The sequence below is a fragment of the Streptomyces fulvoviolaceus genome (assembly GCF_000718165.1).
GTDB classification, from domain to species: Bacteria; Actinomycetota; Actinomycetes; order Streptomycetales; family Streptomycetaceae; genus Streptomyces; species Streptomyces fulvoviolaceus.
Window position 1 is genome coordinate 188,886 of record NZ_JOEY01000015.1, and the last position, 23,843, is coordinate 212,728.

20 protein-coding genes and 1 pseudogene are annotated in these 23,843 nt (G+C 71.7%); 15 read left to right on the forward strand and 6 right to left on the reverse strand.

The window, feature by feature from the left end; translation table 11 throughout:
- Positions 1-19: 19 nt before the first annotated feature.
- The 12 genes and pseudogenes from IG08_RS0117775 to IG08_RS0117840 all read left to right on the forward strand — a co-directional run bounded on the left by IG08_RS0117775 (position 20) and on the right by IG08_RS0117840 (position 14,906).
- Positions 20-1,132, forward strand: coding sequence for an aliphatic sulfonate ABC transporter substrate-binding protein (locus tag IG08_RS0117775; RefSeq protein WP_030602819.1), 1,113 nt, complete (start codon positions 20-22; stop codon positions 1,130-1,132).
- A 10-nt stretch (positions 1,133-1,142) separates the two neighbouring features.
- Positions 1,143-1,946, forward strand: a complete 804-nt coding sequence (locus IG08_RS0117780; protein WP_030602822.1) for an ABC transporter ATP-binding protein — start codon at positions 1,143-1,145, stop codon at positions 1,944-1,946.
- The gene (locus IG08_RS0117785; protein ID WP_030602825.1) at positions 1,933-2,811 is read left to right on the forward strand and encodes an ABC transporter permease; all 879 of its coding nucleotides are present in this window, start codon (positions 1,933-1,935) and stop codon (positions 2,809-2,811) included. Before IG08_RS0117780 ends, IG08_RS0117785 begins: the two co-directional genes overlap by 14 nt.
- Before the next feature lie 5 nt (positions 2,812-2,816).
- Positions 2,817-3,566, forward strand: a complete 750-nt coding sequence (locus IG08_RS0117790; protein WP_030602830.1) for a sirohydrochlorin chelatase — start codon at positions 2,817-2,819, stop codon at positions 3,564-3,566.
- A 220-nt stretch (positions 3,567-3,786) separates the two neighbouring features.
- Positions 3,787-3,879: pseudogene (locus tag IG08_RS61375) on the forward strand (sirohydrochlorin chelatase); the annotation flags it as partial.
- Between the two features lie 114 nt (positions 3,880-3,993).
- A complete protein-coding gene (locus IG08_RS0117800; RefSeq protein WP_030602833.1) occupies positions 3,994-6,204 on the forward strand; it encodes a hypothetical protein in 2,211 nt (736 codons plus the stop codon).
- 3 nt (positions 6,205-6,207) lie between these two features.
- Positions 6,208-7,455, forward strand: coding sequence for a TRAFAC clade GTPase domain-containing protein (locus tag IG08_RS0117805; protein ID WP_030602835.1), 1,248 nt, complete (start codon positions 6,208-6,210; stop codon positions 7,453-7,455).
- Positions 7,452-10,064, forward strand: coding sequence for a GTPase-associated protein 1-related protein (locus IG08_RS54260; protein ID WP_043454546.1), 2,613 nt, complete (start codon positions 7,452-7,454; stop codon positions 10,062-10,064). Before IG08_RS0117805 ends, IG08_RS54260 begins: the two co-directional genes overlap by 4 nt.
- Before the next feature lie 88 nt (positions 10,065-10,152).
- Positions 10,153-11,793 carry a TRAFAC clade GTPase domain-containing protein gene (locus IG08_RS0117820; protein WP_030602837.1) on the forward strand — a complete coding sequence of 547 codons (1,641 nt, stop codon included), beginning with the start codon at positions 10,153-10,155 and terminating at the stop codon, positions 11,791-11,793.
- Positions 11,794-11,982: 189 nt separating this feature from the next.
- The gene (locus tag IG08_RS0117830; RefSeq protein ID WP_030602839.1) at positions 11,983-12,645 is read left to right on the forward strand and encodes a vWA domain-containing protein; all 663 of its coding nucleotides are present in this window, start codon (positions 11,983-11,985) and stop codon (positions 12,643-12,645) included.
- Positions 12,639-13,565 (forward strand): protein phosphatase 2C domain-containing protein, encoded by a 927-nt coding sequence (locus IG08_RS0117835; RefSeq protein ID WP_030602840.1) that lies wholly within the window; start codon positions 12,639-12,641, stop codon positions 13,563-13,565. The genes IG08_RS0117830 and IG08_RS0117835 overlap by 7 nt, the downstream gene beginning before the upstream one ends.
- A gap of 3 nt (positions 13,566-13,568) precedes the next feature.
- Entirely contained in the window at positions 13,569-14,906 is a 1,338-nt protein-coding gene (locus IG08_RS0117840) for a serine/threonine protein kinase (protein ID WP_030602842.1), read from the forward strand.
- Between the two features lie 59 nt (positions 14,907-14,965).
- Here IG08_RS0117840 and IG08_RS0117845 read toward each other — a convergent pair whose 3' ends face one another.
- From IG08_RS0117845 to IG08_RS0117860, 4 genes are all read right to left on the reverse strand, one after another.
- On the reverse strand, positions 14,966-15,286 hold the full coding sequence (locus IG08_RS0117845; RefSeq protein ID WP_030602844.1) for a hypothetical protein: 321 nt from the start codon (positions 15,284-15,286) through the stop codon (positions 14,966-14,968).
- A gap of 68 nt (positions 15,287-15,354) precedes the next feature.
- The gene (locus IG08_RS0117850; RefSeq protein WP_043454549.1) at positions 15,355-16,824 is read right to left on the reverse strand and encodes a hypothetical protein; all 1,470 of its coding nucleotides are present in this window, start codon (positions 16,822-16,824) and stop codon (positions 15,355-15,357) included.
- Between the two features lie 160 nt (positions 16,825-16,984).
- Positions 16,985-17,581: a TIGR03086 family metal-binding protein gene (locus tag IG08_RS0117855; protein WP_030602850.1), complete on the reverse strand. Its 597-nt coding sequence runs from the start codon at positions 17,579-17,581 to the stop codon at positions 16,985-16,987.
- A 25-nt stretch (positions 17,582-17,606) separates the two neighbouring features.
- Positions 17,607-18,632: a ketopantoate reductase family protein gene (locus IG08_RS0117860; RefSeq protein ID WP_030602851.1), complete on the reverse strand. Its 1,026-nt coding sequence runs from the start codon at positions 18,630-18,632 to the stop codon at positions 17,607-17,609.
- A 38-nt stretch (positions 18,633-18,670) separates the two neighbouring features.
- Between IG08_RS0117860 and IG08_RS0117865 the strand changes: the two genes are divergently transcribed.
- Both IG08_RS0117865 and IG08_RS0117870 read left to right on the forward strand, forming a co-directional pair.
- On the forward strand, positions 18,671-19,510 hold the full coding sequence (locus tag IG08_RS0117865) for an aldo/keto reductase (RefSeq protein ID WP_030602853.1): 840 nt from the start codon (positions 18,671-18,673) through the stop codon (positions 19,508-19,510).
- A gap of 34 nt (positions 19,511-19,544) precedes the next feature.
- The gene (locus tag IG08_RS0117870) at positions 19,545-20,399 is read left to right on the forward strand and encodes a transglutaminase-like domain-containing protein (protein ID WP_030602856.1); all 855 of its coding nucleotides are present in this window, start codon (positions 19,545-19,547) and stop codon (positions 20,397-20,399) included.
- On the opposite strand, the gene IG08_RS0117875 is transcribed toward IG08_RS0117870, so the two are convergent.
- Together IG08_RS0117875 and IG08_RS0117880 are read right to left on the reverse strand one after the other, a co-directional pair.
- The gene (locus IG08_RS0117875) at positions 20,380-20,754 is read right to left on the reverse strand and encodes a nuclear transport factor 2 family protein (protein WP_030602859.1); all 375 of its coding nucleotides are present in this window, start codon (positions 20,752-20,754) and stop codon (positions 20,380-20,382) included. The genes IG08_RS0117870 and IG08_RS0117875 overlap by 20 nt on opposite strands.
- Positions 20,747-21,295 carry a DUF1697 domain-containing protein gene (locus IG08_RS0117880; protein ID WP_030602861.1) on the reverse strand — a complete coding sequence of 183 codons (549 nt, stop codon included), beginning with the start codon at positions 21,293-21,295 and terminating at the stop codon, positions 20,747-20,749. The genes IG08_RS0117875 and IG08_RS0117880 overlap by 8 nt, the downstream gene beginning before the upstream one ends.
- Before the next feature lie 226 nt (positions 21,296-21,521).
- Here IG08_RS0117880 and IG08_RS0117885 point away from each other — a divergent pair, with 226 nt between their 5' ends.
- The gene (locus tag IG08_RS0117885) at positions 21,522-23,771 is read left to right on the forward strand and encodes an MMPL family transporter (RefSeq protein WP_030602864.1); all 2,250 of its coding nucleotides are present in this window, start codon (positions 21,522-21,524) and stop codon (positions 23,769-23,771) included.
- The last annotated feature ends 72 nt before the right edge of the window (positions 23,772-23,843 follow it).

The following is a 23,843-nucleotide window of genomic DNA, read 5'->3' on the forward strand; positions in this document are numbered from 1 at the left end:
TCCGAGAGGAACACCTCCCGTGCCTGCCAACCGCTCAACCCTCGTTCGCCGCGGCATAGCCGCAGTGGCCGCACTTCCGCTTCTCACGCTCGCCGCTTGCGGCTACGGGTCCGAGTCCACGGCCGACAACGCCAAGGAGAAGGTCGCCGCCGGGTCGTCGAAGATCGACGGTCTCGACTCCGTCAAGATCGGCTACTTCGGCAACCTGACCCACGGCACCGCGCTCGTCGCCCGTCAGCAGGGCCTCTTCCAGAAGCAGCTGGGCGCCACCAAGGCCGCGTACCAGATCTTCAACGCCGGCCCCTCGGAGATCGAGGCCCTCAACTCGAAGTCCATCGACATCGGTTGGATCGGCCCGTCCCCGGCGATCAACGGCTACACCAAGGCCAACGGCACCAACCTGCGCATCATCGGCGGTTCGGCCTCCGGCGGCGTGAAGCTCGTCGTCAACCCGAAGAAGATCAAGTCCCTGAAGGACGTCAAGGGCAAGAAGATCGCCACCCCGCAGCTCGGCAACACCCAGGACGTGGCGTTCCTCAACTGGATCGCCGACCAGGGCTGGAAGGTCGACGCGGAGACCGGCAAGGGCGATGTGTCGGTGGTCCGCACCGACAACAAGATCACCCCGGACGCCTACGCGTCCGGTGCCATCGACGGTGCCTGGGTGCCGGAGCCGACCGCGTCCAAGCTGGTCGCGGAGGGCGGCAAGGTCCTGCTCGACGAGGCGTCGCTGTGGCCGGACAAGAAGTTCGTGATCACGAACATCATCGTGCGGCAGGACTTCCTCAAGGAGCACCCGAAGGCCGTCGAGGCCGTGCTGAAGGCCGCGGTCGGGGCCAACAAGTGGATCAACGCCAACCCCGACAAAGCGAAGGCGGCGGCGAACAAGCAGCTCGAGGCCGACTCGGGCAAGGCTCTCCCGGCCGACGTCCTGGACCCGGCCTGGACGTCGATCCAGTTCACCGACGACCCGCTGGCCGCCACCCTCAACACCGAGGCGGAGCACGCGGTCAAGGCCGGTCTGCTGGAGAAGCCGAACCTGAAGGGCATCTACGACCTCACGCTCCTCAACAAGGTCCTCAAGGCCGAGGGCGCCAGCACGGTCGACGACGCCGGTCTCGGCGCCAGCTGATAACCGCCCGATGAGTTCCCAGGAGGTGACGACCATGGCAACGACCCTCGCCAAGGCCGAAGAGTCGGTGGAGTACGCCGCTCGCCTTGAGCATGTCTCGAAGTCCTTCGCAGGACCGGGCGGGCAGCAGCTCGTCCTGGACGACATCAGCATCGATGTCGCGCCCGGCGAGTTCGTCACCCTCCTGGGGGCCTCGGGCTGCGGCAAGTCCACACTGCTGAACCTGGTGGCGGGACTGGACAAGCCGACCGTCGGCTCCATCGCGACGGACGGCCGCCCGTCCCTGATGTTCCAGGAGCACGCCCTCTTCCCGTGGCTGACCGCGGGCAAGAACATCGAACTCGCCCTCAAGCTCAGGGGAGTTCCGAAGAACGAACGGCGCGACAGGACCGAGGAACTGCTCGAACTCGTCCGCCTGAAGGGCGCGTACGGCAAGCGCGTCCACGAGCTGTCGGGCGGTATGCGCCAGCGCGCGGCGCTGGCCCGGGCGCTCGCCCAGGAGAGCAACCTGCTGCTGATGGACGAGCCGTTCTCGGCCCTCGACGCCATCACGCGGGACGTGCTGCACGACGAGCTGACGCGGATCTGGACGGAGACGGGCGTGTCCGTCCTCTTCGTCACGCACAACGTGCGCGAGGCGGTACGGCTCGCCCAGCGCGTCATCCTGCTGTCCTCCCGACCGGGGCGGATCGCGCGCGAGTGGACGGTCGACATCCCGCAGCCGCGTCGCATCGAGGACGCGCCCGTGGCCGAACTGTCCCTTGAGATCACCGATGTACTGCGTGGGGAGATCCGCCGTCATGGCCAGCACTGAGACGACGCCGGCTCAGGACTCCGGAAGCGTCGAGGCGGGCCTCGACGCACTGGAGACCACGGCCACCGGCCGTACGCCCTTCAGTCAGACCTTCAAGAACAAGATCCTGCCGCCCATCACCGCCGTCGCCGTGGTGCTGGTGGCCTGGGCCCTCCTCTACCCGGTCGTCGACAACCCGTCGAAGCTCCCCTCCCCCTCCGACGTCTGGGGCGAGGTCGAGGACCAGTGGCTCAAGGGGACCCTGCTCGAATACATCTGGGGCAGCGTCTCCCGCGGTCTGCTCGGCTTCCTGCTCGCCCTGGCCATCGGTACGCCGCTGGGCCTGGTGGTGGCGCGGGTGAAGTTCGTGCGCGCGGCGATCGGCCCGATCCTGTCCGGTCTGCAGTCGCTGCCCTCGGTCGCCTGGGTCGCGCCCGCGGTGATCTGGCTGGGCCTGAACAACTCGGTGATGTTCACGGTGATCCTGCTGGGCGCCGTTCCCTCGATCGCCAACGGCCTGGTGTCGGGCGTCGACCAGGTGCCCCCGCTGTTCCTGCGCGCGGGCCGCACCCTGGGTGCGACGGGACTGCGCGGCACCTGGCACATCGTGATGCCGGCGGCGCTGCCCGGCTATGTGGCCGGTCTGAAGCAGGGCTGGGCGTTCTCCTGGCGTTCGCTGATGGCCGCCGAGATCATCGCCCAGTCGCCGGACATGGGTATGGGTCTGGGCCAGCTGCTGGAGGTGGGCCGTACGAACAGCAGCATGGCTACGGTCTTCCTCGCCATCCTCCTCATCCTGTTCGTCGGCATCGCCATCGACCTGCTGATCTTCAGTCCGCTGGAGCGGTGGGTGCTGCGCAGCCGAGGCCTGTTGGTGAAGAGCTGAGTCACATGTACCGGAAGCCGGTCCGCCCCGTCCTCGTCGTCATCGCCCACGGCAGCCGCGATCCGCGGCATGCCGCGACGGTGCACGCCCTGGTGCGCCGGGTGCGCGCGATGCGCCCCGGCGTACGGGTGGAGACCGGCTTCCTGGACTTCAACATCCCCTCGGTCCAAGGGGTGTTGGAGTCACTGGCGGCGGAGGGCGTCCGGGACGTCGTAGCGCTCCCCCTCCTGCTGACCCGCGCGTTCCACGCGAAGGCGGACATCCCGGCGGTCCTCAGGGACGCGCCGCCGCAGCTCCGCATCCGCCAGGCGGAGGTGCTGGGCCCGTCCCCGCTCCTCCTGTCGGCCCTCGAACGCCGTTTGTACGAGGCGGGGTTGACGCCCGCCGACAAGTCCTCGACCGGGGTCGTACTGGCCTCGGCGGGGTCCACCGACCCGGAGGCGATCGCAGTGATCGCAGAAATCGCGCGGGAGTGGCGGCACACCGGTTGGTGCGCCGTGCGACCTGCGTTCGCCTCCGCTGCTCTCCCCCGCACCGAGGACGCGGTACGGGAACTCCGGGCGCTGGGCTGCACGAAGGTCGCGGTCGCGCCGTATGTCCTGGCCCCCGGCTTCCTGCCCGACCGCATCGCGCGGGGCGCGGCGGAGGCGGATGTGCTGGCCGAGGTGCTGGGGCCTGCGCCGGAGGTGGCGCGGGTGTTGCTGGAGCGGTACGACGCGGCGCGGATGCCCGCGCTGGCCGCTGTCGGCGCCTAGGGCCTGTCCGGCGGATCAGGCCGGCGTCGCAGGGTCTGGTCGTGCAGCTGCAAGGCGCCGGACCCCGCTCGGCTTGCCCGAGACGCGCCGCTTTTTTCAGTCGGCCTGATCCGCCGGGCAGGCCCTGGCGGCAGAGCTCGTCGCCCAACCGCGTCCGCGCGTACCGTACGGCCCTGCCGCTCCGGGTCCGGCTGAGCAGTCCCGCGTAGTACGCCACCGTGAGGTGCTGGGCCCGGCGCCGGAGGTGGTACGGGTGTTGCTGCAGCGGTACGACGCGGCGCGGGTGCCGATTCCGGCGGCCGTCGGGGCCTGAACCAGATACCACTTTTACGGGTCCGACCTGGTCAGATTCCGAAAAAACTCCTCCCCTGCGCACCGGTATCTGCTGGGATGGTTCCCTCGAAGTACGAGCGGGGGGGCTCAGCACGTGGCGGGTCGTGATTTCGGGCATCATTTGGGGCTGCCCAGGGCGCTCTCCGGGCTGCCGCTCAGCCCACTGGTTCCCGGCTACGGCGCGCTCGTCGCCGCCCAGCACTCGGCAGGATTACGGCACGTCGGCGAGGCCCTGGCACCCGCGGGCGTCGGACTGGCCGTGCTCGACGGCCTGTACGTGCCGTCAGGTGCACGCGGCCGCCGGCGGGTGGACGAGGCGCTGCTGAACGATCTCTCCCGGGCCGCGACTCCTTCGGGCACCGTCGCCGGACTGCTGGCCGACGCCTGCCGGCGCGATCCGCAGGCGCCGCGCAGGATCGTGCTGTACCAGCTGATCGGCCTGCTTCAGGACCGCCCTGCGGCCGAACGGCCCAGCGCCGCCGCCGAGTTGGGGGTGCAGCCCGCGGAGGCGGCCGGGCTGGTGGCGGCCGCGCGGTTACGGCCCGCCCTGGACCGGCGGCAGCGCGATGCCGCCGAGTCCCTCGCCGACGCCTGGAAGCGGCACCGGCTGCACCGGGTGCGCGCCCTGCTGGAGCAGTTACCCAAGAGCGGCCGCGATCAGGACCTTGAGACGCTGCGGGCCACCCTCGCCGCGCGACTGGCCGTCGTCGACGCGGCCCTGAAAGCGGCGCGGGAGGCCGACGGACGGCGGGACGCGAAGGCCGCGAGCGAGGAGTATCTGCGCGCCCTGCACGAGGCCGCCGACGACCGGCCGGCCCTGCGCGGCCTGGTCCGCGTCCACGGACCCCGGGGCGGCCGTCCCGCCCTCCTGCACGCCGAACTCGCCTGGGAGCAGGTCGAGTTGAGCTGGCAGGACAGCGGCGTCGAGGAAGACCACGACTGGCGGCTGCTGTGTCTTTTCCGCGACGCGAAGGGCGCGGCGAGGGTCCGCGAGGTGGCCTTGGACTCCACAGGCCTCACGGCCCGGGACACGGCCGTCGCTCTCGGCAGCACCGTCCGCTATGCCGCCCTCCCCGTGCGCGACGGGCGCGCGACCGGTCCGCCGCTGGTCTCGCACCGGGTCCTGGTCGCCCCCGACGTCACCGGACTGACCCTGGCCGATGGCCCTCGGCGCGTTGCGGGCTCCTGGCAACAGCCGCCGGGCGCCGCCGACGTGACCGTCGAGTGCACCGGCCCCGAAGGCACCACCGGTCAACTCCGGCCCCGCACCGGCGGGTTCACCGCCACCGACCTGCCCGTCGGGAGCCACGCCTTCCGCGTCGTCTGCCACTACCGCGCCCCGGGCGGCGCCCTCGTCCTCTCCCCCGGAGTCCGCGCCACCCGCACCGTCCATCCCTGGCCGGAACCGGTGCGCACCCTCACCGCCCGCGCCGACGGCGAGGCGTTACGGGTCGACTGGACCGGCGCGCAGGGCGCCGAGGTCCGGCTGGTGCGGTGGCCCGGTGAGGCACCGGCTCCCGGCACCGAGCTGCGCACGGACGAGCTGCCGCCCCGGCTCGATGAAGGCGGGGCGCTGCTGCGGCCCCCCGCAGGGTCCCTCCGGCTCGCGTCCGTCGCCGTGCTCGGCGAGCGCGCCCTGGCGGGTCCCGCGGTCGACGTCGAGACACTGAGCCCGGTGACCGGGCTCGCCGCCCGCCGCCTCCCGGACGGACAGGCCGAGATCACCCTCGACTGGCCCGACGGCGCCGGCCATCTCTCGGTCACCTGGGAGCTCCTGGACCTCTCAGAAGGGGGGTCCACGGGCGGCGAACGGACCGTCACCGCGCACGCCTTCCGGCGCGGCGGACTGCGGTTGCCCGTCGGTCCGCGCGGTGTCCGCATCCGGGCCGCCGGCGCTCCCCGGTCGCCGGACGCGGTCGTCATACCCGCCACGACCGCCGACGTGGTGCTGCCGCCGGACGCCGCCATCGACTACCGACTCGTCCGCCCGCCAAGGAAGTTCTTCGGACGGGGCGGTGGCCCCACGGTGTTGCGGGTCACCCTCTCCGCACCGGGCGGCCACCCGTCCGTCCCCGAGTTCGTGTGTGTCGCCCGCAGCGGCACGCTCCGCCCCCGCAGCGCCACCGACGGCACCACCGTGCTGCGGATACCCGGCACGGACCTGACGCGCCACGGCATGGTCGAGCAGGAGCTGCCGGCCGCGCCCTGCCCGGCCCCGTACACCCTGCGCGGCTTCCTGCTGGGAGAGCACGCGGCCGCCGTCCGCCTCGAAGAACCGTCCCCCGCGACCCTGGTGGTGCGCTGAGCCATGACGACCGTCATCTGCCCCTACTGCTTCGACCGCGCACCCGCGGCCAAGCTGCCCTACCGCTGCCTGATGACTCCGAGCGGCGTACGCGGCGGCACGCCCTGCGGTCCTGAACGCGACGACATCTGGGCCGGGTTCATGGGCCCGAGCGTGCCCCCGGCGGCGCGGATGCGCGGCCCTGTCTTCACTCCGGCGCGAGGGGTCGCCGCACTGGCGGCCGGGATGCGGGGCGGCAGCAGCGTGCCCTGTCCGGGGTGCGGAGTGTCCACGCCGGTGCGGGTGTGCCGGTCCTGCCACAGCGACCTGCCGAGCGACTACTGCGACCAGGACAGCCGCATCATCGCGCTGGTCGGGGCGAAGGCCTCCGGCAAGAGCACCTATGTCTCCGTGCTGGTCAACGAGTTGAACCAGCGGGTCGGACAGGCCTACCACGCCGTGCTGGCCGCGATGGGGCAGAGCACCCAGCAGCGGGACAAGGAGATGGCCGAGGACCTGTACGACCGGCTGCGGCTGCCGGACGCCACCCGCCCGGCCGCCCTCGGCTTCAACGACCCGCTGCTGTACCGGCTGAGCATGCCGCGCCGGGGGCGGCTGGGCTCCGGCACCCGGCACACCACACTGGTGTTCTTCGACGCGGCCGGCGAGGACCTCGCGGGTGCCGAGGCGATGGACCGCTACACCCGGTATCTCAGCGCCGCCGACGGCATAGTCCTGCTGGTCGATCCGCTCCAACTGGGCTCGGTTCGCGACCGGTTGCCCGTGCACGACGGTCCTCCGCTGCCCGTGGTGGAGACTCCGCCGCGGCAGATCGCCGCCGACCTCGCGGCCCAGCTGCGCGCGCACGGCAAGGGCGGGTCCCGCGGACGGGTCAGCACGCCGATCGCGGTGGCCGTCACCAAGTCGGACATGCTCAAGCCGCTGCTCGACCCGCACTCGCCGCTGCTCGCCAACGCCCGGCACGCCGAGGGGGCGTTCGACGAGGACGACCGGCTCGCCGTGCACGAGGAGATCCGGTCCCTGATGGCGGAGTGGGACTCGGGCGCGCTGGTACGGCAACTGGAGCTGGACTTCGCGGAGTTGTCGCTGTTCGGGCTGTCGGCGCTCGGTGCGCCGCCGCCCGCCGACGCACCGGCGGACGTACCGAAGTCGGGGCCACGTCCGGTCCGGGTGGAGGATCCGCTGCTGTGGCTGCTGGCCCGGCGCGGTCTGCTGCCGGTCCGTGACGCGGGGAAGGGACGAGCCAAGTGACCCTGGCCCAGCTGCACTACACGTCGGCGCCGCCGGGGCCCGACGGTTCCGGCTTCCGGTTCACGGCGGTCAGCGCGGGCGTGTCGCAGGGGCTGCTGCGGGAGGCCGAGCAGCTCATCGGGTACGAGCCGCCGCGCGACTTCCCGGCCCGCCCCGACACCGAACAGCTCAGGTCGTTTCCCAAGGCCCTGAGCTTCAGCGAACTGTCCGACGGCGGGCGCCTGTTGAGCCGTTCCGTCTACACGGGGGCGGACTACAGCGGCCGTTGGGGCAACTTCCACGCGCACGCCCTGCACCTGCCGCCCGGTGCACGGCTGCCGGACGGGGCGCTGCCCATCACGGCCTGGGAGTCGCCCCGTTGGGCCGGCTCCACTCCGCCCGGTGGCCACCCCGAGCCGATCGACCGCTTCGAATCGTCGGGGCTGATCCACCGGGACTCCCTCGTCGCGTTCGCCGTGTCCCGGACCGACCGGCTCGCCGCGTTCTTCGCCGACCTGCGGGTGCTCGCCGAGGACCCGGACGCCGGGCAGATCGTGCTCGTCGAGAACGACAGCGCCGACGTGGCCCGGTGGATCACCCTCGCCTGCGCGGTGCTGCCCCGGGAGCGGGCCCACCGGCTGACGTTCACCACGTACACGCGCCGGCCGCAGCAGGCCCGCCAGCAGATCATCGGCGCTCTGCCGTCCTCGGAGTCCGTCACCCACGACCACCGCTACCGGGTCCACGACTGCACCGGCCGGGCGCCGTCCGCACCGGTCACGGACGCGTGGGCCGACCTGTGCGCACGGATCTGGTGCGCGGGCCGGCCCGAACTGTTCCAGGACGCGCACCTGGAGGTCGGGCCGCTGGCGGTGACCGCACTGGTCGCCGGGATCGAGCTGGACGCGGACGGCCGTACGGCGGCGGCACGATGGGCGGCCGAGCAGGCAGGTGCGCTTCCCCACGCGACGTTGGCGGAGCTGGTGGGCGCGTTGTGCGCGGACGGCAAGGGTGCCGCCGTAGCGGATTCCGGAGCCGACGGCGAACAGGCGGCACTGGCAGCGCTGTTGGCCCGGATCGAGGGACAGCTGCCGACATCCGTGACCGCGGCGCTCGCCGCGCGCGTGCTGGCCTCGGCCGTCCTGAGCCGGGGCCCGGTCCCGGCGTTGCGGGCCGGATCGCTCACCCCCGAAACCCGGGCCGGCCTGGCCCGGGACCTGGCGCCCGCCATCCGGTCGGGCATCGACGACGTCCACGAGCCGGCCGTCGGACGCCCCCTCGCCCTGCTGCGCATCGCCGACCTGCTCGACGTCGACTGCCAGGACCTCCTCCCGGAACTGGCGGGCCGCCTCGCCCGGGCCCTGGTCACCGAGCCACCGACCGACTCCGCGGACCGGTCGGCCGCGGACAGCGTGGCGCATCCCGCGGGGTACGGCCCGGGCGACGCCACAAGCCGCGCCGCAGCCTCGGGCCGTACTCCGACGGGTGTCTGGAACTCGCCGTCGGCCGACGCCCCGGCCCCCCCCGCCGCCCCCGCCGCCTGTCCACCCGCCCTGCTCGACGCCGTGCACGAGCACCCCTCCCTGCGTATCGCGCTCTTCGCGTCCCTCGACGCGCTCGCCGCCGCCGACCCGCAGACCGTCGCGCGGATGCTGGGCGGGGCGGGGCTGCCCGTGGAACTGCAGCCCGGCAACCCCCATCTGCGGATGTGCGTTCTGGCGGGCGCCGCGCGTGGGTCCGGGAGCCGGCTCGCGCGGTTCCATGAGCTCCTGCGGGCCGCCGGAGTGTCACCGCACGCCGACACCACGCTGTTGCGCACCGCCCTGCGCCTGGTGTGGAGCGGCGAGCTCCCGACCGGGGAAGAGGCGAGCCGGCTGCTGAACGAGCTGGGGTCCGACATCCATCGCTCGGCCGGTACCCGGGATCTGCTGATCGACGCCGCCCTCACCGCACCGCCGGAGGACCGGGACGTACCCGCCCTGGCCGTGGAGCTGCTCACCGCCTTCTCGGCCGAGCTGCGGCCCGGGCAGCGCGCGGCCCTGCTCCTGCTGGAGTACGTGCGGCTGCTGGGCACGGAGGGCGAGGGCGACAACTGGGTCACCCGGGTCCTGCAACTGCGGGACAGCGCGACCGAGCCCGTGCCGGACACCGTGACCGACCGGGTGTTCGGCATGCTCGCGTGGCGGCTCGTCAAGGGGCCGACCCCCGAGAGCGAGCTGTACGCCTTGGTCCGGTCGGCTGAGCCCCGGCTGTTCGCGGCGTACGAGCGGGCCGGACGCCTGGACCGTGTGGGCGACCGGCTGCGGACCGTGCCGTCGTACGCCGCCCAGTGCTTCAGTGCCTGGAGCGCCTTCCCCGGGACCCATCCGGCCTGGGACGAGGCGCGCAACGCCCTGCTGACCAAGGTGCTGCGGCCGATCGTGCGGGCGCTGCCCGCCGAGGACGTCGTCGCCGTGGAGCAGGCCCTCGGCAGCGCGGGCCGGGGCAGGCTCGACGCGTTCCGCACCTGGAACCGGCCCGGCACGCTCGGCCGGCTCGCGGGACGCCTCTCGGGCCGCGGCCGCCGCGGTGAACAGCCCTCCGCCTGGCACGCGGACGTGGAGCCGCCGTCCGACGGGGGCCGCCGATGAGCCGTACGACACCGTCGGCGGCCCGGTCCGCCGGCCACGCGGCACACGCCGGGTCCGGGTCCGGGCCTTCGGCCGAAGGAGATAGCCGATGACCGTCTACATTCCCCTCATGGCGCTGCTCGGCTGGACCGCGCTGATAGCCGTCGGACTGTGCCTGGGCAACGTGCTCTGGAAGTTCCTCGGCATCGGCGTGGGCGCCGTGTGGCGGGGTCTCGGACCGTGGCAGACGGGCACGCCGGATCAGCGCGTACCGGTTGTCGGGGCGGACGAGCCCGCTCATCTCGGCTACTGGTGGCGGCAGATGTGGGTGGACACCGTGTCGGCCGCCGGGTACGGCATACGCGTGATCTGGACGGCATTCGCCGACCCGTGGATGGGCCGGTACGCCGACAACCTGTTCCACGGACGGAATCCGAACGGCCTGCGCGCCACCTCGCCCGGCAGCCGGCTCTGGCTGGCCGTGTTCGTGGCACCCGGCACCGCCGTGGGCGCGCTGCTCGGCGCCACGCTCGCCACCGTTCTCCTCGGCACGGTGCTGGCGGTGTTCGCCCTGCTGCTCGGCATGGTGTGGCTGGGCTGCGCGGCGCCCGTGCCAGTGGTGCGGGGCGTGGAGCGCGGCTGGATGCTGGCCCGCGGAGTCCGGGTCAAGTGCCCCTACCCCGGCTGCTATCTGCCGGTGCCCCTGCCCATGTACCGGTGCCCGAAGTGCCGGGCGGAACACCGCGCACTGCGCCCCGGACGGTACGGCGTGCTGTGGCACGCGTGCGCGTGCGGGCACCGGCTGCCGACGACGCGGATCGCGGGCCGGACGAAGCTGACGGCGTCGTGCCCGCACTGCACGCAGTACCTGCCGAAGTCGGTCGGCACCACCCGGGTCGTGCACGCGCCGCTCATCGGCGGCACCTCCTCCGGCAAGACGATGCTGATGGCGGCCATGGTGGAGGGCCTGCACAGCTGTGCGCGGCGCGGCGAGCTGACGGTCGAGTACGCCTCGGACGACGACCGGCGCACGGCCAACGACCTCAACCAGGACCTGAAGAGCACCGGTTGGGCGCACGCGACGACCAGCACCCAGCCACGCGCCCTGATGCTGGCGGTGGCCTGCGGACGGCGCCGCAGACTGCTGTACCTGTACGACCCGATGGGCGAGACGGTGAGCGACGCCTCACGCGTGCGTGCCCAGCAGTATCTGGCGCACACGCACGGCGTGATCCTGGTCGCGGACGTACTGGCCGACCCGAAGGTACGCGGCCGGCTCGGCAAGGAGGACACCCGGCGGGCCCAGGACGCACGCCCCTCGCAGCAGGGGCCCTGGGACACCTACCAGCGGCTGACCGGCGAGCTGGCGGCGCTGACCGGACGGCGCTCGAAGCTGTCCGTGGCGACGGTCGTCACCAAGCGGGACGTCCTGGACCAGCTGGTGTCCCTCCCCGTGCCCGGCGCGCAGATCGACGCCTGGCTGGAGGAGATCGGTCTGGGCGGCCTGGTACGCGCCCTCGGGCACGACTTCCGTTCGGCGCGCTACTGGGCCGTGAGCGCCCACGCGGCCACCGGCACCGGCCCGCTGGAGAGCGAGCAGCGCCGAGCCGCCGAGCCGGTGCTGTGGCTGCTCGCGGCCTCCGGGCTGAGGACCGACGCGCTCACCGGGCCCGGCGGCGCGAGCGGCAAGGAGCGCAGGATCAGGCTGCGCGGCAACGGCGACCGTGAGAGGAAGTACAGCCCCGCATGACCCAGGTGACCCCACCCATCGGACACGGACGGCGGCTGACGGCCGGCCTGTTCATCACCGCTCTCGTGCTGACACCGGCCGCCCTGGCACTGCTCGTGCGGTGGCTGCTGCCGTGAGACCCACAACGACCGAAGACCCCGACCCGACTCCCGGAAAGGACACGGAGTGAGCGACATTCCCGGCGGGCCCATGGCGAACCGGCCGGTCCACTTCATCTGGCTGCTCGACTGCTCGTACTCGATGCAGGGAGAGAAGATCGCCCGGCTCAACTACGCGATCAGAGAGGCCATTCCGGAGATGCGTGCGGTGGCGCACGACAACCCGGTGGCCCAGCTGCTGGTGCGGACCATCACCTTCTCCAGCACGGCCCAGTGGCACCACCAGACACCCGTCCCGGTCGACGACTTCACCTGGCAGGACGTCGAGGTGGACGGTATGACCAATCTCGGCGAGGCCCTCACGCTCGTCTCGCGGGAGCTGCAGAGCCCGCCGATGCCGCAGCGCGCGTTGAAGCCCGTGCTGGCGCTGGTGTCGGACGGCGGGCCCACGGACGACTGGAAGGCCGGTCTCAAGGCGATCGACGCGACGCCGTGGGGCCGTAAGGCGGTACGCGTGGCCATCGCGATCGGCCACGACGCGGACCGCGGCGTTCTCCAGGAGTTCATCGGCAACCCGGAGATGCCTCCGTTGGACGCCAACAGCCCCAAGCAGCTTGCGGCGGCGATCCGTTGGGCGTCGACGGCGGCGGTGAAGGCGGCGTCACAGCCGATGGCGGGCTCGGCGGACAACCTGACGAAGCAGCCGTACGCACCGCCGGTCCTGGATGACGACGACGATGACGACGTGTGGTGACGCTCGGGGTGCGGCGCTGGGACACGCTGGCCGACAGCGTCCAGGGCGTCGGCAAGCGATGCAACCAGGACTGGTACGCCTGTGAGGGCACCGGCTCCGGCGAGGATCCGCTGGTGCTGGCGGTGGCGGACGGGCACGGCTCGGCCAGGCACTCCCGCAGCGAGCTGGGCGCGCGGTTCGCCGTGGACCGGTTCCTGGTCCGGGCCGCCGAGTTCGGCCGGGCGGCCCGCGACTGCCACGAACCGGGGCGCCTGACACGGCTGATGACGTATGCCCGGGACGACTTCCCCCGCGCGCTGGTGCACGACTGGCGGGAGGAGGTCCTGGGGCACTGGTCCCGGCACCGCCCGGTCGCCGACGACGGGGCGCGGGAGCCCGAGCCGGACGAGAAGCTGCTGCTGTACGGCACGACCCTGATCGGCGCGGTGCTCACGCCCTGGCTGTTCGTGGCCTGGCAGATCGGCGACGGCGATCTCGCGGTCGTCGAGCACGACGGCACGCTGACCCGGCCGCTCGCGCCCGAGGAGGAGGACCTGGGCGACGAGACGGAGTCGCTGTGCGGGCCGGAGGCCTGGGCCGCGGTGCGGATGCACTGGGCGCCGGTGTTCGAGGAGGCGCGCGCGCCTCGGCTGGTGGTGCTGTCGACGGACGGGCTGTCGAAGAGCTTCGCGTCGGCCGACGGTTACCGGGAGTTCGTCGCCGGACTGGACGACCGGCTGGCGGCGCAGGGCAGTTCGGGAGTGCGGGAGGTGCTGCCCCAGTGGCTGCGGCAGGCCTCGCAGTACTCCGGGGACGACACGACCCTGACGGCCGCGCTGCGCCACAGGCACGGGGACGTCGCACCCGAGGACGTCGCACGGGACGCCCCGCCGCACCCGGCGGCGCTGCCCTTGGAAACGGAACAGAAGACGGAGACGTAGCGGATGAGCGGCATGCTCGACAGCGGGACGCGGATGGCCGTGGAGAACGGCGACGAGATCGAGATCATCGACATGCTCGGCGCCGGCGGCCAGGGCGAGGTGTACCGGGTCCGGACACCGGGCGGGGACAAGGCCCTCAAGTGGTACTACCCCACGTCGGCGACACCCGACCAGGAGACGATCGTACGGGAGCTGGTGACCCGGGACTTCGACGACGACCGGTTCCTGTGGCCGGAGGCGTACGTGAACGCGCACCGCGGCTCGTTCGGGTATCTGATGGGGCTCAGGCCGGAGCGCTACAAAGGCCTTCCCGACCTCTTCCGGCGCCAACTGCGCACCAGCACGGGTGCGTTGCTCACGGCCTGCCTGTACACGGTGGAGGCCTACCAGGCGCTGCACTCGCGCGGCATCGCCTACCGGGACATCTCCTGGGGCAACATCTTCTTCGACCCGAGCACCGGTGACGTCCTGGTCTGCGACAACGACAACGCGGTGGTGGAGGGCGACGCCAGCGGCATCTCGGGGACCATGAAGTTCATGGCCCCGGAACTGGTGCGCGCCGACCCGGGGGCGCGCCCCGGAACCCAGTCCGACCTGCACTCGCTCGCCGTGCTGCTGTTCATGCTGCTGATGAACCATCACCCCTTCGAGGGCCGACGGGAGTTGGGCATCCACTGCCTGGACGAGGCGGCGGAGCGCAAGCTGTACGGCAAGAACCCGCTGTTCGTCTTCGATCCGACGGACGACTCCAACGCGCCCGACCCGATGGAGCACTTGACGGTGCTGGCGACGTGGGACGCTGCCGCCGACAAGCTCCAGGAGCTGTTCCGGCGCAGCTTCACCGTGGGTCTGCACGAACCGGCGCGCCGGGTGCGCGAGTCCGAGTGGCGGGACGCGCTGCGGGCGGTGCTCGACTCGGTGGTGGAGTGTGCCTCCTGCGGGCGGCAGAACATGACGGAGCCAGGTGAGAACCCGCCGCCGCGCGCCTGTTGGGGGTGCCGGGCACAACTGGTGCTGCCGCCCCGTCTGACGGTGACGACACCGCCGCCGCGCACCGAACACCACATCCGGCTGCGCCGGGCGGCCCGGGTGCAGGCGCACCATCTGCTGCCGGAGCCGACGCGGCACGACTGCTCGGACGCGAGCCTGGTCGCGGAGCTGGTCGAACATCCCTCGAAACCGGGCCGGTTCGGCATCGCGAACCGCTCCGGGGAGACCTGGCGGGGCACCCGCTCCGACGGCACCCCGCAGCAGATCGGCCCCGGTCAGACGGTGCCGCTGCGTTCCGGTCTGGAGCTGGATCTCGGGAGCGGGGTGCGGGCGGCGGTGCGGGCCAAGTGACCGTGAAGGGCACCCCACCGGGTGGGGGCCCTTCACGTCGTACGGTCCGGCGAGGTGCGTCACATGCCGAGGATGCGGCCGATCTCCTGGGCCAGCGCGAGCCCGCCGCTGCCCGTCGCGACGCCGACGCCGATGGTCTCCAGGGCGGAGCGGATACGGCCCCGGTCGGGGCTCTGCCCGCCCTGCCCGGCACGGGCCAGCTCGCCCTGGACGATCTCGGCCTGCGGGACGAGCGCGGGGCTCTCGCGGCGCAGCCGGTCGACGAGTTCGCCCGCGAGGCGCAGGACGACCGCCGCGTCCGTCCCGTTGTTGATCTCGATACGGCCGTCGGGGCCGATGTTGCTGGGGCCGTTGACGTTGTTGATGTTGTACGTGGTCATGTGCCGACTCCTGGTCCGGGCCCGGTGCAGAGCTTGATGGTCAGGGCTTGATGGTCAGGGCTTGTTGGTCAGGGCTTGTTGGGAGGTGCCCCGCCGCCCGGCCCCGAAGGACCGCTCCCCTGGGGCGCGTTCGGATTGCCGATCTGGCCGCCGGGGCCGATGTTGCTGGGGCCGTTGACGTTGTTGATGTTGTAGGTCTGCGTGTTGATGTTCTGCTGGGCCTTGTCGAACGAGCTGGTGTCGACGTTGTGGTCCTTCAGGAAGCGCTCGGTCGCGACGAGCACCCCCTGCTGGAGCCGGTTCAGGAAGTCCGCCGCGTCGGTGCGCTCGTTGTAGCCCGCCTGCTCCCAGTCGCCGATTCGCTCGCGCAGACTGTCGGGGGCGCCGTAGTCGTAGATCACATGCTGGTCGGTGATGTCCCGGCGCACCTTCTTCAGGAACTTCGCCGAACGGCGCCGCGTCCGGCCCCGCCCGCGGATGCGCCCCACGGCGCCCCTCAGCTCCGGCAAGGTGTGCGAAGTGGCATGCCCGACGAGGCTCCACCAGCGGTCGAAGGAGGCCACCGGCAGCCGGTCCAGCCGGTAGAAGCGGGCGCCGAGCGGAGGTATCGCGTAGACGGCGACCTCCCAGGTCAGACTGGGCCGGTTGAGGATCGCCCGCAGGTACATGGAGACGATGAGCCGGCCGCCCTCGCCGACCCGCTCCAGGCACAGATGGGTCCGCATGGCCGCGCCGGGGCTCTGCAGGCCCGCCTGGACGAGCTGCTTGGGGATCTGGGCCTGCGGCCGTCGGGTGCGGTCGGGCACCAGTTCCTGAAGCATGTAGGCGTGGCTGCCGAGGACGTAGAGCCGGTTCCTGGCGCGCAGGCCGTCCAGGCCGGAGATGCTCTCCATCTCGCGGGCCACATAGGTGTGGAGGTCGATGGCGTCGAAGGAGAGGATCGGGAGCTTGCCGCCGCCCGGCGCCTCGGCGGGCTTGCTGACGTCGATGGGCTGCCAGACGGTTTCCCTGAGTTCGTGGCCACTGCCGACGAACGGGTTGTCGAGGGCGGCCGCGTCGGCGTACGGCAGGACGTTGGCGCGCTTGAGTTCGTGCAGCCAGGCCTCGGCCTCGGGTTCCACGGGTGGCGCGAGCTTCTCGGCCCGGTCCGGGTCGCGGAACACCTGCTGCGCCGCCGCGCGGGCCTGGGACTCCGCGTGGTGCACCAGCCACCACGCGGCCGCGAGGGCACCGAGCAGGCCGTAGAACCCGATCTGGGCGACTGGCCCACGACCGCCGATCAGTCCCCCCAGGGCGACCAGCAGGGCGGTCACCAACAAGGCGCCGAGTGCGGCCAGTTGGCGGTCGAGCGCGGCGCGGCGGCGTACGGCCACGCGCGCGTGCCGGGCGAGGGCCACGAAGTTGACGCCGAGGGTCAGCCCCATCGCGTTCAGCCGGTCGCCGGTGAGGTCGCGGTCGACCTCCTGGGCAAAGTCGTCGTCGAGATGGACCGACGCGCACAGTCGCCGGGTCACTCCGTCCTTGCGGTACTGCGGCAACGAAGGTAACGCTCTTCCCACCACTGTGACCTGCCCCCCTTGCGTCTATGCGGGCCTCACCTTAGGGACAACCGGTGCTATTTGTCCCGGAGTTGAGGCGAGTCCACCCGAGAGGGTGCAGCCGCCTTGACACGGGGTGATGTTCAGGAGGCGCAAAGGCTCAGTGGGTCGCTTGGGCCCGCTGTCGCGGATCCCGTCCGCTCGACGCCAGCGCCCGCTCGAACACGGGCGCGTCGTCCGGCACCGGTACCGGGTCCGCGAAGCCGTCGTACTGGCGGTAGAGGTCGCCGTGGGTGACGACCATGTCGAGGACGAGCCGGGCGGCGCCCTCCGAGACGTGGAACTCCTGGCCGGTGGCCACGGCGACGTCCCAGCCGTGGACCGCCGTCTCCTTGATGATCATCGCGGCGAGTTCGGCGGCGGGCATCTTCGCCATACCCAGGTCCACCTCGCCCTCCCACACCGCGGGATCGGCCCAGGCCGCGACGGCACGGTCGAGCTGGGCGGCGTACGCCTCGGCCCAGTCCGGGTCGGCGGTGAAGTCGCGCGCGGTCAGTTCCTCGGGGAGCTGCTTACGCAGGGCGCGGTGCTCCATGCCGTGCGAGGTGTAGAGGACCCAGTGGTTGACCAGGGCCCGGACGTCCCAGTCGGGGCAGTGGGTCGGGTCGGTCAGCTGTGCCGCCGTGACGCCGCGTGCGACACGGGCCGCCTCGGCGGCACATTCGGTCATGTACGGGTACAGGTCGTCCTTCTTCATGCACCCCACGCTAGGAAGGGCCTGTTCAGGACTCTTGAACAAACGCGACAGCCTCGTCGGCGAGCCGGACCAGCTCCCCGACCGGCATCGCCCCGGCCGCCCGTCCCTCCCGCGCGAAGGTGTTGGCGAGCCGCTGCAGCAGGGCGTTCAGCGGGGTCGGTACGCCGTGCAGGCGCCCGAGCAGCACGATCTCGCCGTTGAGGTAGTCGGCCTCGATGGTGCCGGTGCCCCGGGTGAGGGACTGCCAGGAGGAGCCGCCGCCGCGCGGGGCGCCGTCGAGCGGTACGAGGTCGACCTTGCGGCCCCGCATGGCCCGCTGTTCCTCGTCGCTCGCGTACGGGATCCCGGCGGCGTCGAGCACGGCCGCGCCCTCGGCCCGCACCCGGCCGAACAGCACGATGGCCTCCTCGCTGTCGACGGGACCGGTGACGGCTTCGACGGCGTTGGCGAGGTTGGCCAGCAGCTTGGCGTACTGCCAGCGCGTCACGTCCGGCACGACCGGCGCCTCCAAGAACCTCGACTTCTCCAGGTCGGCGGCGACCAGGCGGATGGTCTCGTCCGTGCCGTGCGGGTACCCGCCCAGGTGGAGCATGCCGGTGAGCGGGGCCGCCCCGGCGGAGACGACGCCCGGTTCGACGAAGGTCGACGGCAGCCAGACGCAGACGCCGTACACCCGGCGGAAGCGGCGCAGGGCGATCCGCTGGCCCTCCACACCGTTCTGCGCGCACAGCAGCGGCAGCCGCTCGGCCGCCGTGCCGCCGCCCGCGACGGGCGCCGGGCCCCAGGCGTCCAAGGCGCCTTCGGTGTCCTGTGTCTTGACCGCGAGGACGAGCACGTCGTCGGCCCGCAGTTCGCCGAGCGGACCCGGCCCGTCCACGACCGGCAGCCGGTACGTGAACTCCCCGTCCGGCACTTTCAGCCGCAGCCCGCCGTCCCGCAGCGCCGCGTGGTGCGCGCCCCGCGCGACCAGAACGACCTCGTGTCCCGAGCCCGCGAGCCGTCCGCCGATCGCTCCGCCGACCGCCCCTGCCCCGATGATGATGTAGCGCATGGGACGAGCCTCGCACAGGTGTGTGTAACCTCCATTAAATGATCAGGGAAACCTTTGCCCTGGGCGGACAGCTGCCGGTCCGGCGCCTCGGCTACGGCACCGCCCAGCTGACCGGCCCCGGCTACTGGGGTCCCCGCAGCGACGCCCGGGACGCGGTGGCGGTGCTGCGGCGGGCGGTCGAGCTTGGGGTCACGCTGATCGACACGGCGGACAACTACGGCCCGTCGATCGCCGAGGAACTGGTGGCCGAGGCGCTGCACCCGTACCCGGAGGGGCTGGTGATCGCCACCAAGGGCGGGGTCGTACGCACCAGTGACAGCGCCTGGCACGTGGACGGGCGGCCGGAGCGGCTGCGGGCGATGTGCGAGGCGAGCCTACGGCGGCTGCGGCTGGACACCGTCGACCTGTACCAGCTGCACCGGCTCGACCCCGAGGTCCCGTTGGCCGAACAGCTGGGCGCGCTCGACGAGTTGCGGGCCGAGGGCAAGATCCGGCACATCGGACTGGACACGGTCACCGACGAACAGCTGTCGGCAGCCCTGGAGTTGACGTCCGTGGCGTCGGTCCAGAACCGGTACAACCTGCTCGACCGTTCCTCGGAGCCGCTGCTGAAGCTGTGCGAGGCGCACGGCATCGCCTTCCTGCCGTGGTTCCCGCTGGGCAACGGTTCGTTGACCTCGGACCCGGTGTGCGCGGAGATCGCCGCGGCGCACGGCACGACTCCGGGGCAGATCGCACTGGCCTGGCTGCTGCACCGCTCCCCTGTGCTGTGCCCGACGCCCGGCACCGGGTCCCTCGTGCACCTGGAGGAGAACCTGGCCGCCGGCGCCGTACGACTGGCTCCGGAGGACAAGTCCCGGCTGGATTCCCTGGGTTGACCCTGCCCCTGGGGCAAGGCCGAGGGTCCCCGGCATGGACTTCTACCTGAAGCAGACGGCGTACAGCGATCCGGGGAGCCTGGACATCGGCGGGTTGCCGCGGGATCCGGGGGAACTCGCGGGGGTCGTACGGGATCTGATCATTCATCGGGGCGAGGGTGAGCGCCTCGGCCACACCATTCCCGAGCAGCGGTTGCACGAGGACGCCGAGTCGCGGTACGTGACCGAGATGCTCCGCATCCTGCGGGAGCTCCGGGACGCGCCGCTGACCGAACCGCGGGCGCCCGAGGAACGGTTCGTGGGCACGTGCCGGGACTTCTCGCTCCTGCACTGTTCCCTGCTGCGGGCCACGGGTACTCCGGCACGGATCCGCTGCGGCTTCGGCACCTACTTCCTCGACGGCTGGTACGAGGATCACTGGGTCACCGAGTACCGCTTGCCGGACGGGAGTTGGCGGCTGGTCGACCCGCAGGTCCTGCACCCGTCGTACACCCTGGACTTCGACCCGCTGGACGTGCCGCGGGACCGGTTCGTCGTGGCCTGGGACGTCTGGCGGGCCTGCCGTGCAGGTCGGGTCGATCCCCTGAGGTGCGGCTTCAGCCCGATCGACCGCCTCAAGGGCCTGTGGTTCGTCCGGGCCAATGTGGGGCACGACCTTGCCGCCCTCCACGGCGTCGAGGTCCTCCCCTGGGACGGCTGGGGTCCGGAGATCCTCGACGACGCGTCCCTGACCGACGACGACCTGGTGCTGATCGACGCGGTCGCCGCGGCCGGATCCGAGGACGAACTGCGACGGCTGTACGGGGACCCGCGCCTGACCGTGCCGGACGTGATCACCTCGTACACCACCTACCGCGGCGTGCGGCAGGTCACCCTGCGTCGAGGGTGAACGGTGTCGCCTGGTGGAAGTACAGCAGCCACCCGTCCTCGGTGCACCGCCACAGCGAACTGCGGTGCGCCCGGCTGCCGTTGTTCTCCGTGTCGAAGGTGAGGTGGACGAGGTCGGGGGCGAGCTGCACTCCCTGAATCCGGGACGCCACGATCGGCTTCGCCCCCGGATCCGTGGTCCTCGCCAGCGCGGCGATGATCGCCGCCCGGTCCCAGTGCCGCCCCGACGCGCCGAACTCGTGGAACTCGGGGTGCAGCAGCGCCCCGACGAGCTCGGGAGAGCTGCGCACCTCGGGGGCGAGGAGCCTCAACTCGCTCTCGATGGCCGCTTCGACGGCAGGACTCCGGTCAGCCACCGGTCATCCCCACGAGCTTGACGACCGTGTTCCAGTTGCGGCTGGTGGCGATGACGCCCTTGTTCACACGGGGCTTGGAGAGGTGTTCGGCGAGCTTGGAGCGGCCGAGGCCGTTCGGGGCGTAGAGGTAGAGGGCGCGGTCGCCGAGGCGGAACTCCTCGGGGAGGTAGGTGTCGCGGTCGATCTCCGCGAAGCGGTCGGCGTCGACGGGGGCGGAGAAGTAGGTGACGTGGAGCTGCTTGGCCTCGAGCTCGGCGGCCGGGAAGGGGCAGTCCTCGGCGATCGCCTTCAGATAGGCGTGGTCGCGCACGATCACGTCGACCGCGAAGCCGAACCGCTTCTCGATCGCGCCCGCGAGCTCGGCGGCCAGGGACTCCTCGTCCCCGTGGTCGGCGGTGAAGACGGCCTGGCCGCTCTGCAGGTAGGTGCGTACGTCGTCGTGACCGAGGCCTTCCATCAGCGTGCGCAGGTCGGCCATGGGGACCTTCCTGCTGCCGCCGACATTGATTCCGCGCAGCAGCGCCGCATACGTCGTCGTCATTCGCTCACCTTAAGGCGGGTGCACCCTGATCGCCGCCCCGCAGAGCCGCCGTTAGATGTAAGGGCCACGCTCCTCCCCAGTGGGGAGGCCCCGGCATCCGAGGGGAGGACTCCCGGGCACCGCACTTCACCGGGGAGCACGACGAGAAGGCTTTATCCGGCCCATACCTTCGAAACGAAAGGTGGCGGCAGGGGGCTGCCACCGCTCACAAGGGGGCAAGCCCGTCATGGGGAACCGAGATACACGAGTGCGGGGCCTGGCCGCCCGGGCCGGCGGCTGGAGCGCACGCCATCGATGGGCTGCCGTCGGCATCTGGGTGCTGTTCGTCGTCCTGGCGATGGGGCTCGGCTCGGCGGCGGGCCGGGTCGACGTCAAGGACAGCGACCAGCTGAAGGGCGAGACACACACCTCCGCCAGGATCGTCGAGGACGCCGGGATCAACGAGCCGGCCAGTGAGTCGGTCCTGATCCAGGCGAAGGACGACGGCCTCAAGGCCACGGACGCCGAGTTCAGGGCCGCGGTCACCGCGGTCGTCCAGGCGGTCGAGGGCACGGGCAAGGTCACGGACGTGACCTCGCCGTACGACACGGACACGGTCTCGAAGGACGGCCGCAGCGCGCTCGTGCAGTTCGACATGCGCGGCGAGTCGGACACCGCGGGCGAGCGGGTCGAGCCGGTGCTGAAGGCCGTCGAGGGGGTTCAGAAGGAGCACGAGTCGCTGCGGATCGAGGAGATCGGCGGCGCGAGCATGATGAAGACGTTCGACGACGCGTTCGGCGACGACTTCGAGAAGGCCGAGTACTCCGCGGTGCCGGTGGCCTTCGGCATTCTGCTCATCGCCTTCGGTGCCCTGGTCGCGGCGCTGCTGCCGGTGCTGCTGGCCGTCACCTCGATCATGGCCACGATCGGCCTGATGGGCATTGTCAGCCACGTCATGCCGATGAGCGACACCGCCAACTCGGTGATGCTGCTGGTCGGTCTGGCCGTCGGCGTCGACTACTGCCTGTTCTATCTGCGCCGTGAGCGCGAGGAGCGCGAGGCCGGCCGGGACGCGCAGACGGCCCTCAGGGTCGCCGCCGCCACCAGCGGCCGCGCGATCATCGTCTCCGGGGTCACGGTGTGCGTGGCGATGGCGGGCATGCTGTTCACCGGTCTCGCCGAGTTCGAGGCGATGGGACTTGCCTCGCTGATGGTCGTGGCGGTCGCCATGGTCGGTTCGGTGACCGTGCTGCCCGCGCTGCTCTCGCTGCTGGGCGAGCGGGTGGAGAAGGGCCGCATACCGTTCCTGCGCCGCCGCAAGCGGAAGGGCAACGGCGAGAGCCGGTTCTGGACGGCCGTCCTCAAGGGCGTGCTCGCCAGGCCCGTCATCTCGGTCGTCGTGGCGGCCGGTGCCCTGCTGGCGATAGCGGCCCCCGCGGTCGGCATGAAGACGCAGAACCTCACGCTGGACCAGGAGTTCGGCGACTCGCTGCCGATCGTGCAGACGTACAACCGGGTCAACGACGCCTTCCCGGGCGGCTCCGAGCCTGCCGAGGTCGTCGTGAAGGCCGACGACATCAACGCTCCCGAGGTGACGTCCGCGCTCGCCGACTTCCGCGAGGAGGCGATCAGTTCGGGTGCCTCGCGCGGCCCGGTCGAGATCAAGCTGCACGACGCGCAGAACATCGCCTTCGTGTACGTCCCGCTGGTCGGCGGCTCCGATCTGGACAAGGCGGGTGCGAGCCTGGACAAGCTGCGCGACGAGGTGCGGCCCGCCACGCTCGGCAAGGTGGACGGCGTCGAGGCGCCGATCACCGGGCAGGTGGCCGGTTCGAAGGACTTCAACGACCAGCTGGCCGGAGCCGTCATCCCGGTCTTCGCGTTCGTCGTGGTCTTCGCCTTCGTGCTGATGCTGCTGTCGTTCCGCTCGCTGACGATCGCGATCACCTCGATCGTGCTGAACCTGCTGTCGGTGGGGGCGGCCTACGGCATCCTCGTCGCCGTCTTCCAGCACGGCTGGGGCGCCTCGCTGGTGGGCGCGGAGGGCGTCGGCGCCATCATCACCTGGCTGCCGCTGTTCCTCTTCGTCATCCTGTTCGGCCTGTCGATGGACTACCACGTGTTCGTGGTCTCGCGGATCCGCGAGGCGCGGCTGCGCGGCCGTACGACGAACGACGCCATCCAGCACGGTGTCGTCACCACCGCCGGTGTCGTGACCAGTGCCGCCGTCATCATGGTCGCCGTGTTCGCGATCTTCGGGACGCTGTCCATGCAGTCCATGAAGCAGATGGGCGTGGGCCTCGCCGCCGCGGTGCTCATCGACGCGACGATCATCCGGGGCGTGCTGCTCCCGGCGGTGATGGCGCTGCTCGGCGAGCGCAACTGGTACCTGCCGAAGTGGCTGAACCGGCTGCCCGACCTGACGCACGACGAGGCGGCGGACGCCGTGGTGGCGCCCCAGGCCCGGGACGACGAGGGTGAGCCGCTGAGGGTCTGATTCCTCCTGTTGACAGAGGGCCCGTTGGTATCCCGGGGGAACCAACGGGCCCTCGTGCGTGCTCTCTTGGGG

Excerpts from the sequence above, each read along its gene's own strand:
- IG08_RS0117780 (WP_030602822.1), top strand. The coding sequence starts at position 1,143 with ATGAGTTCCCAGGAGGTGACGACCATGGCAACGACCCTCGCCAAGGCC.
- IG08_RS0117785 (WP_030602825.1), top strand. The coding sequence starts at position 1,933 with ATGGCCAGCACTGAGACGACGCCGGCTCAGGACTCCGGAAGCGTCGAG.
- IG08_RS0117790 (WP_030602830.1), top strand. The coding sequence starts at position 2,817 with ATGTACCGGAAGCCGGTCCGCCCCGTCCTCGTCGTCATCGCCCACGGC.
- IG08_RS0117805 (WP_030602835.1), top strand. The coding sequence starts at position 6,208 with ATGACGACCGTCATCTGCCCCTACTGCTTCGACCGCGCACCCGCGGCC.
- IG08_RS0117820 (WP_030602837.1), top strand. The coding sequence starts at position 10,153 with ATGACCGTCTACATTCCCCTCATGGCGCTGCTCGGCTGGACCGCGCTG.
- IG08_RS0117830 (WP_030602839.1), top strand. The coding sequence starts at position 11,983 with ATGGCGAACCGGCCGGTCCACTTCATCTGGCTGCTCGACTGCTCGTAC.
- IG08_RS0117840 (WP_030602842.1), top strand. The coding sequence starts at position 13,569 with ATGAGCGGCATGCTCGACAGCGGGACGCGGATGGCCGTGGAGAACGGC.
- IG08_RS0117845 (WP_030602844.1), bottom strand. The coding sequence starts at position 15,286 with ATGACCACGTACAACATCAACAACGTCAACGGCCCCAGCAACATCGGC.
- IG08_RS0117855 (WP_030602850.1), bottom strand. The coding sequence starts at position 17,581 with ATGAAGAAGGACGACCTGTACCCGTACATGACCGAATGTGCCGCCGAG.
- IG08_RS0117860 (WP_030602851.1), bottom strand. The coding sequence starts at position 18,632 with ATGCGCTACATCATCATCGGGGCAGGGGCGGTCGGCGGAGCGATCGGC.
- IG08_RS0117865 (WP_030602853.1), top strand. The coding sequence starts at position 18,671 with ATGATCAGGGAAACCTTTGCCCTGGGCGGACAGCTGCCGGTCCGGCGC.
- IG08_RS0117870 (WP_030602856.1), top strand. The coding sequence starts at position 19,545 with ATGGACTTCTACCTGAAGCAGACGGCGTACAGCGATCCGGGGAGCCTG.
- IG08_RS0117880 (WP_030602861.1), bottom strand. The coding sequence starts at position 21,295 with ATGACGACGACGTATGCGGCGCTGCTGCGCGGAATCAATGTCGGCGGC.
- IG08_RS0117885 (WP_030602864.1), top strand. The coding sequence starts at position 21,522 with ATGGGGAACCGAGATACACGAGTGCGGGGCCTGGCCGCCCGGGCCGGC.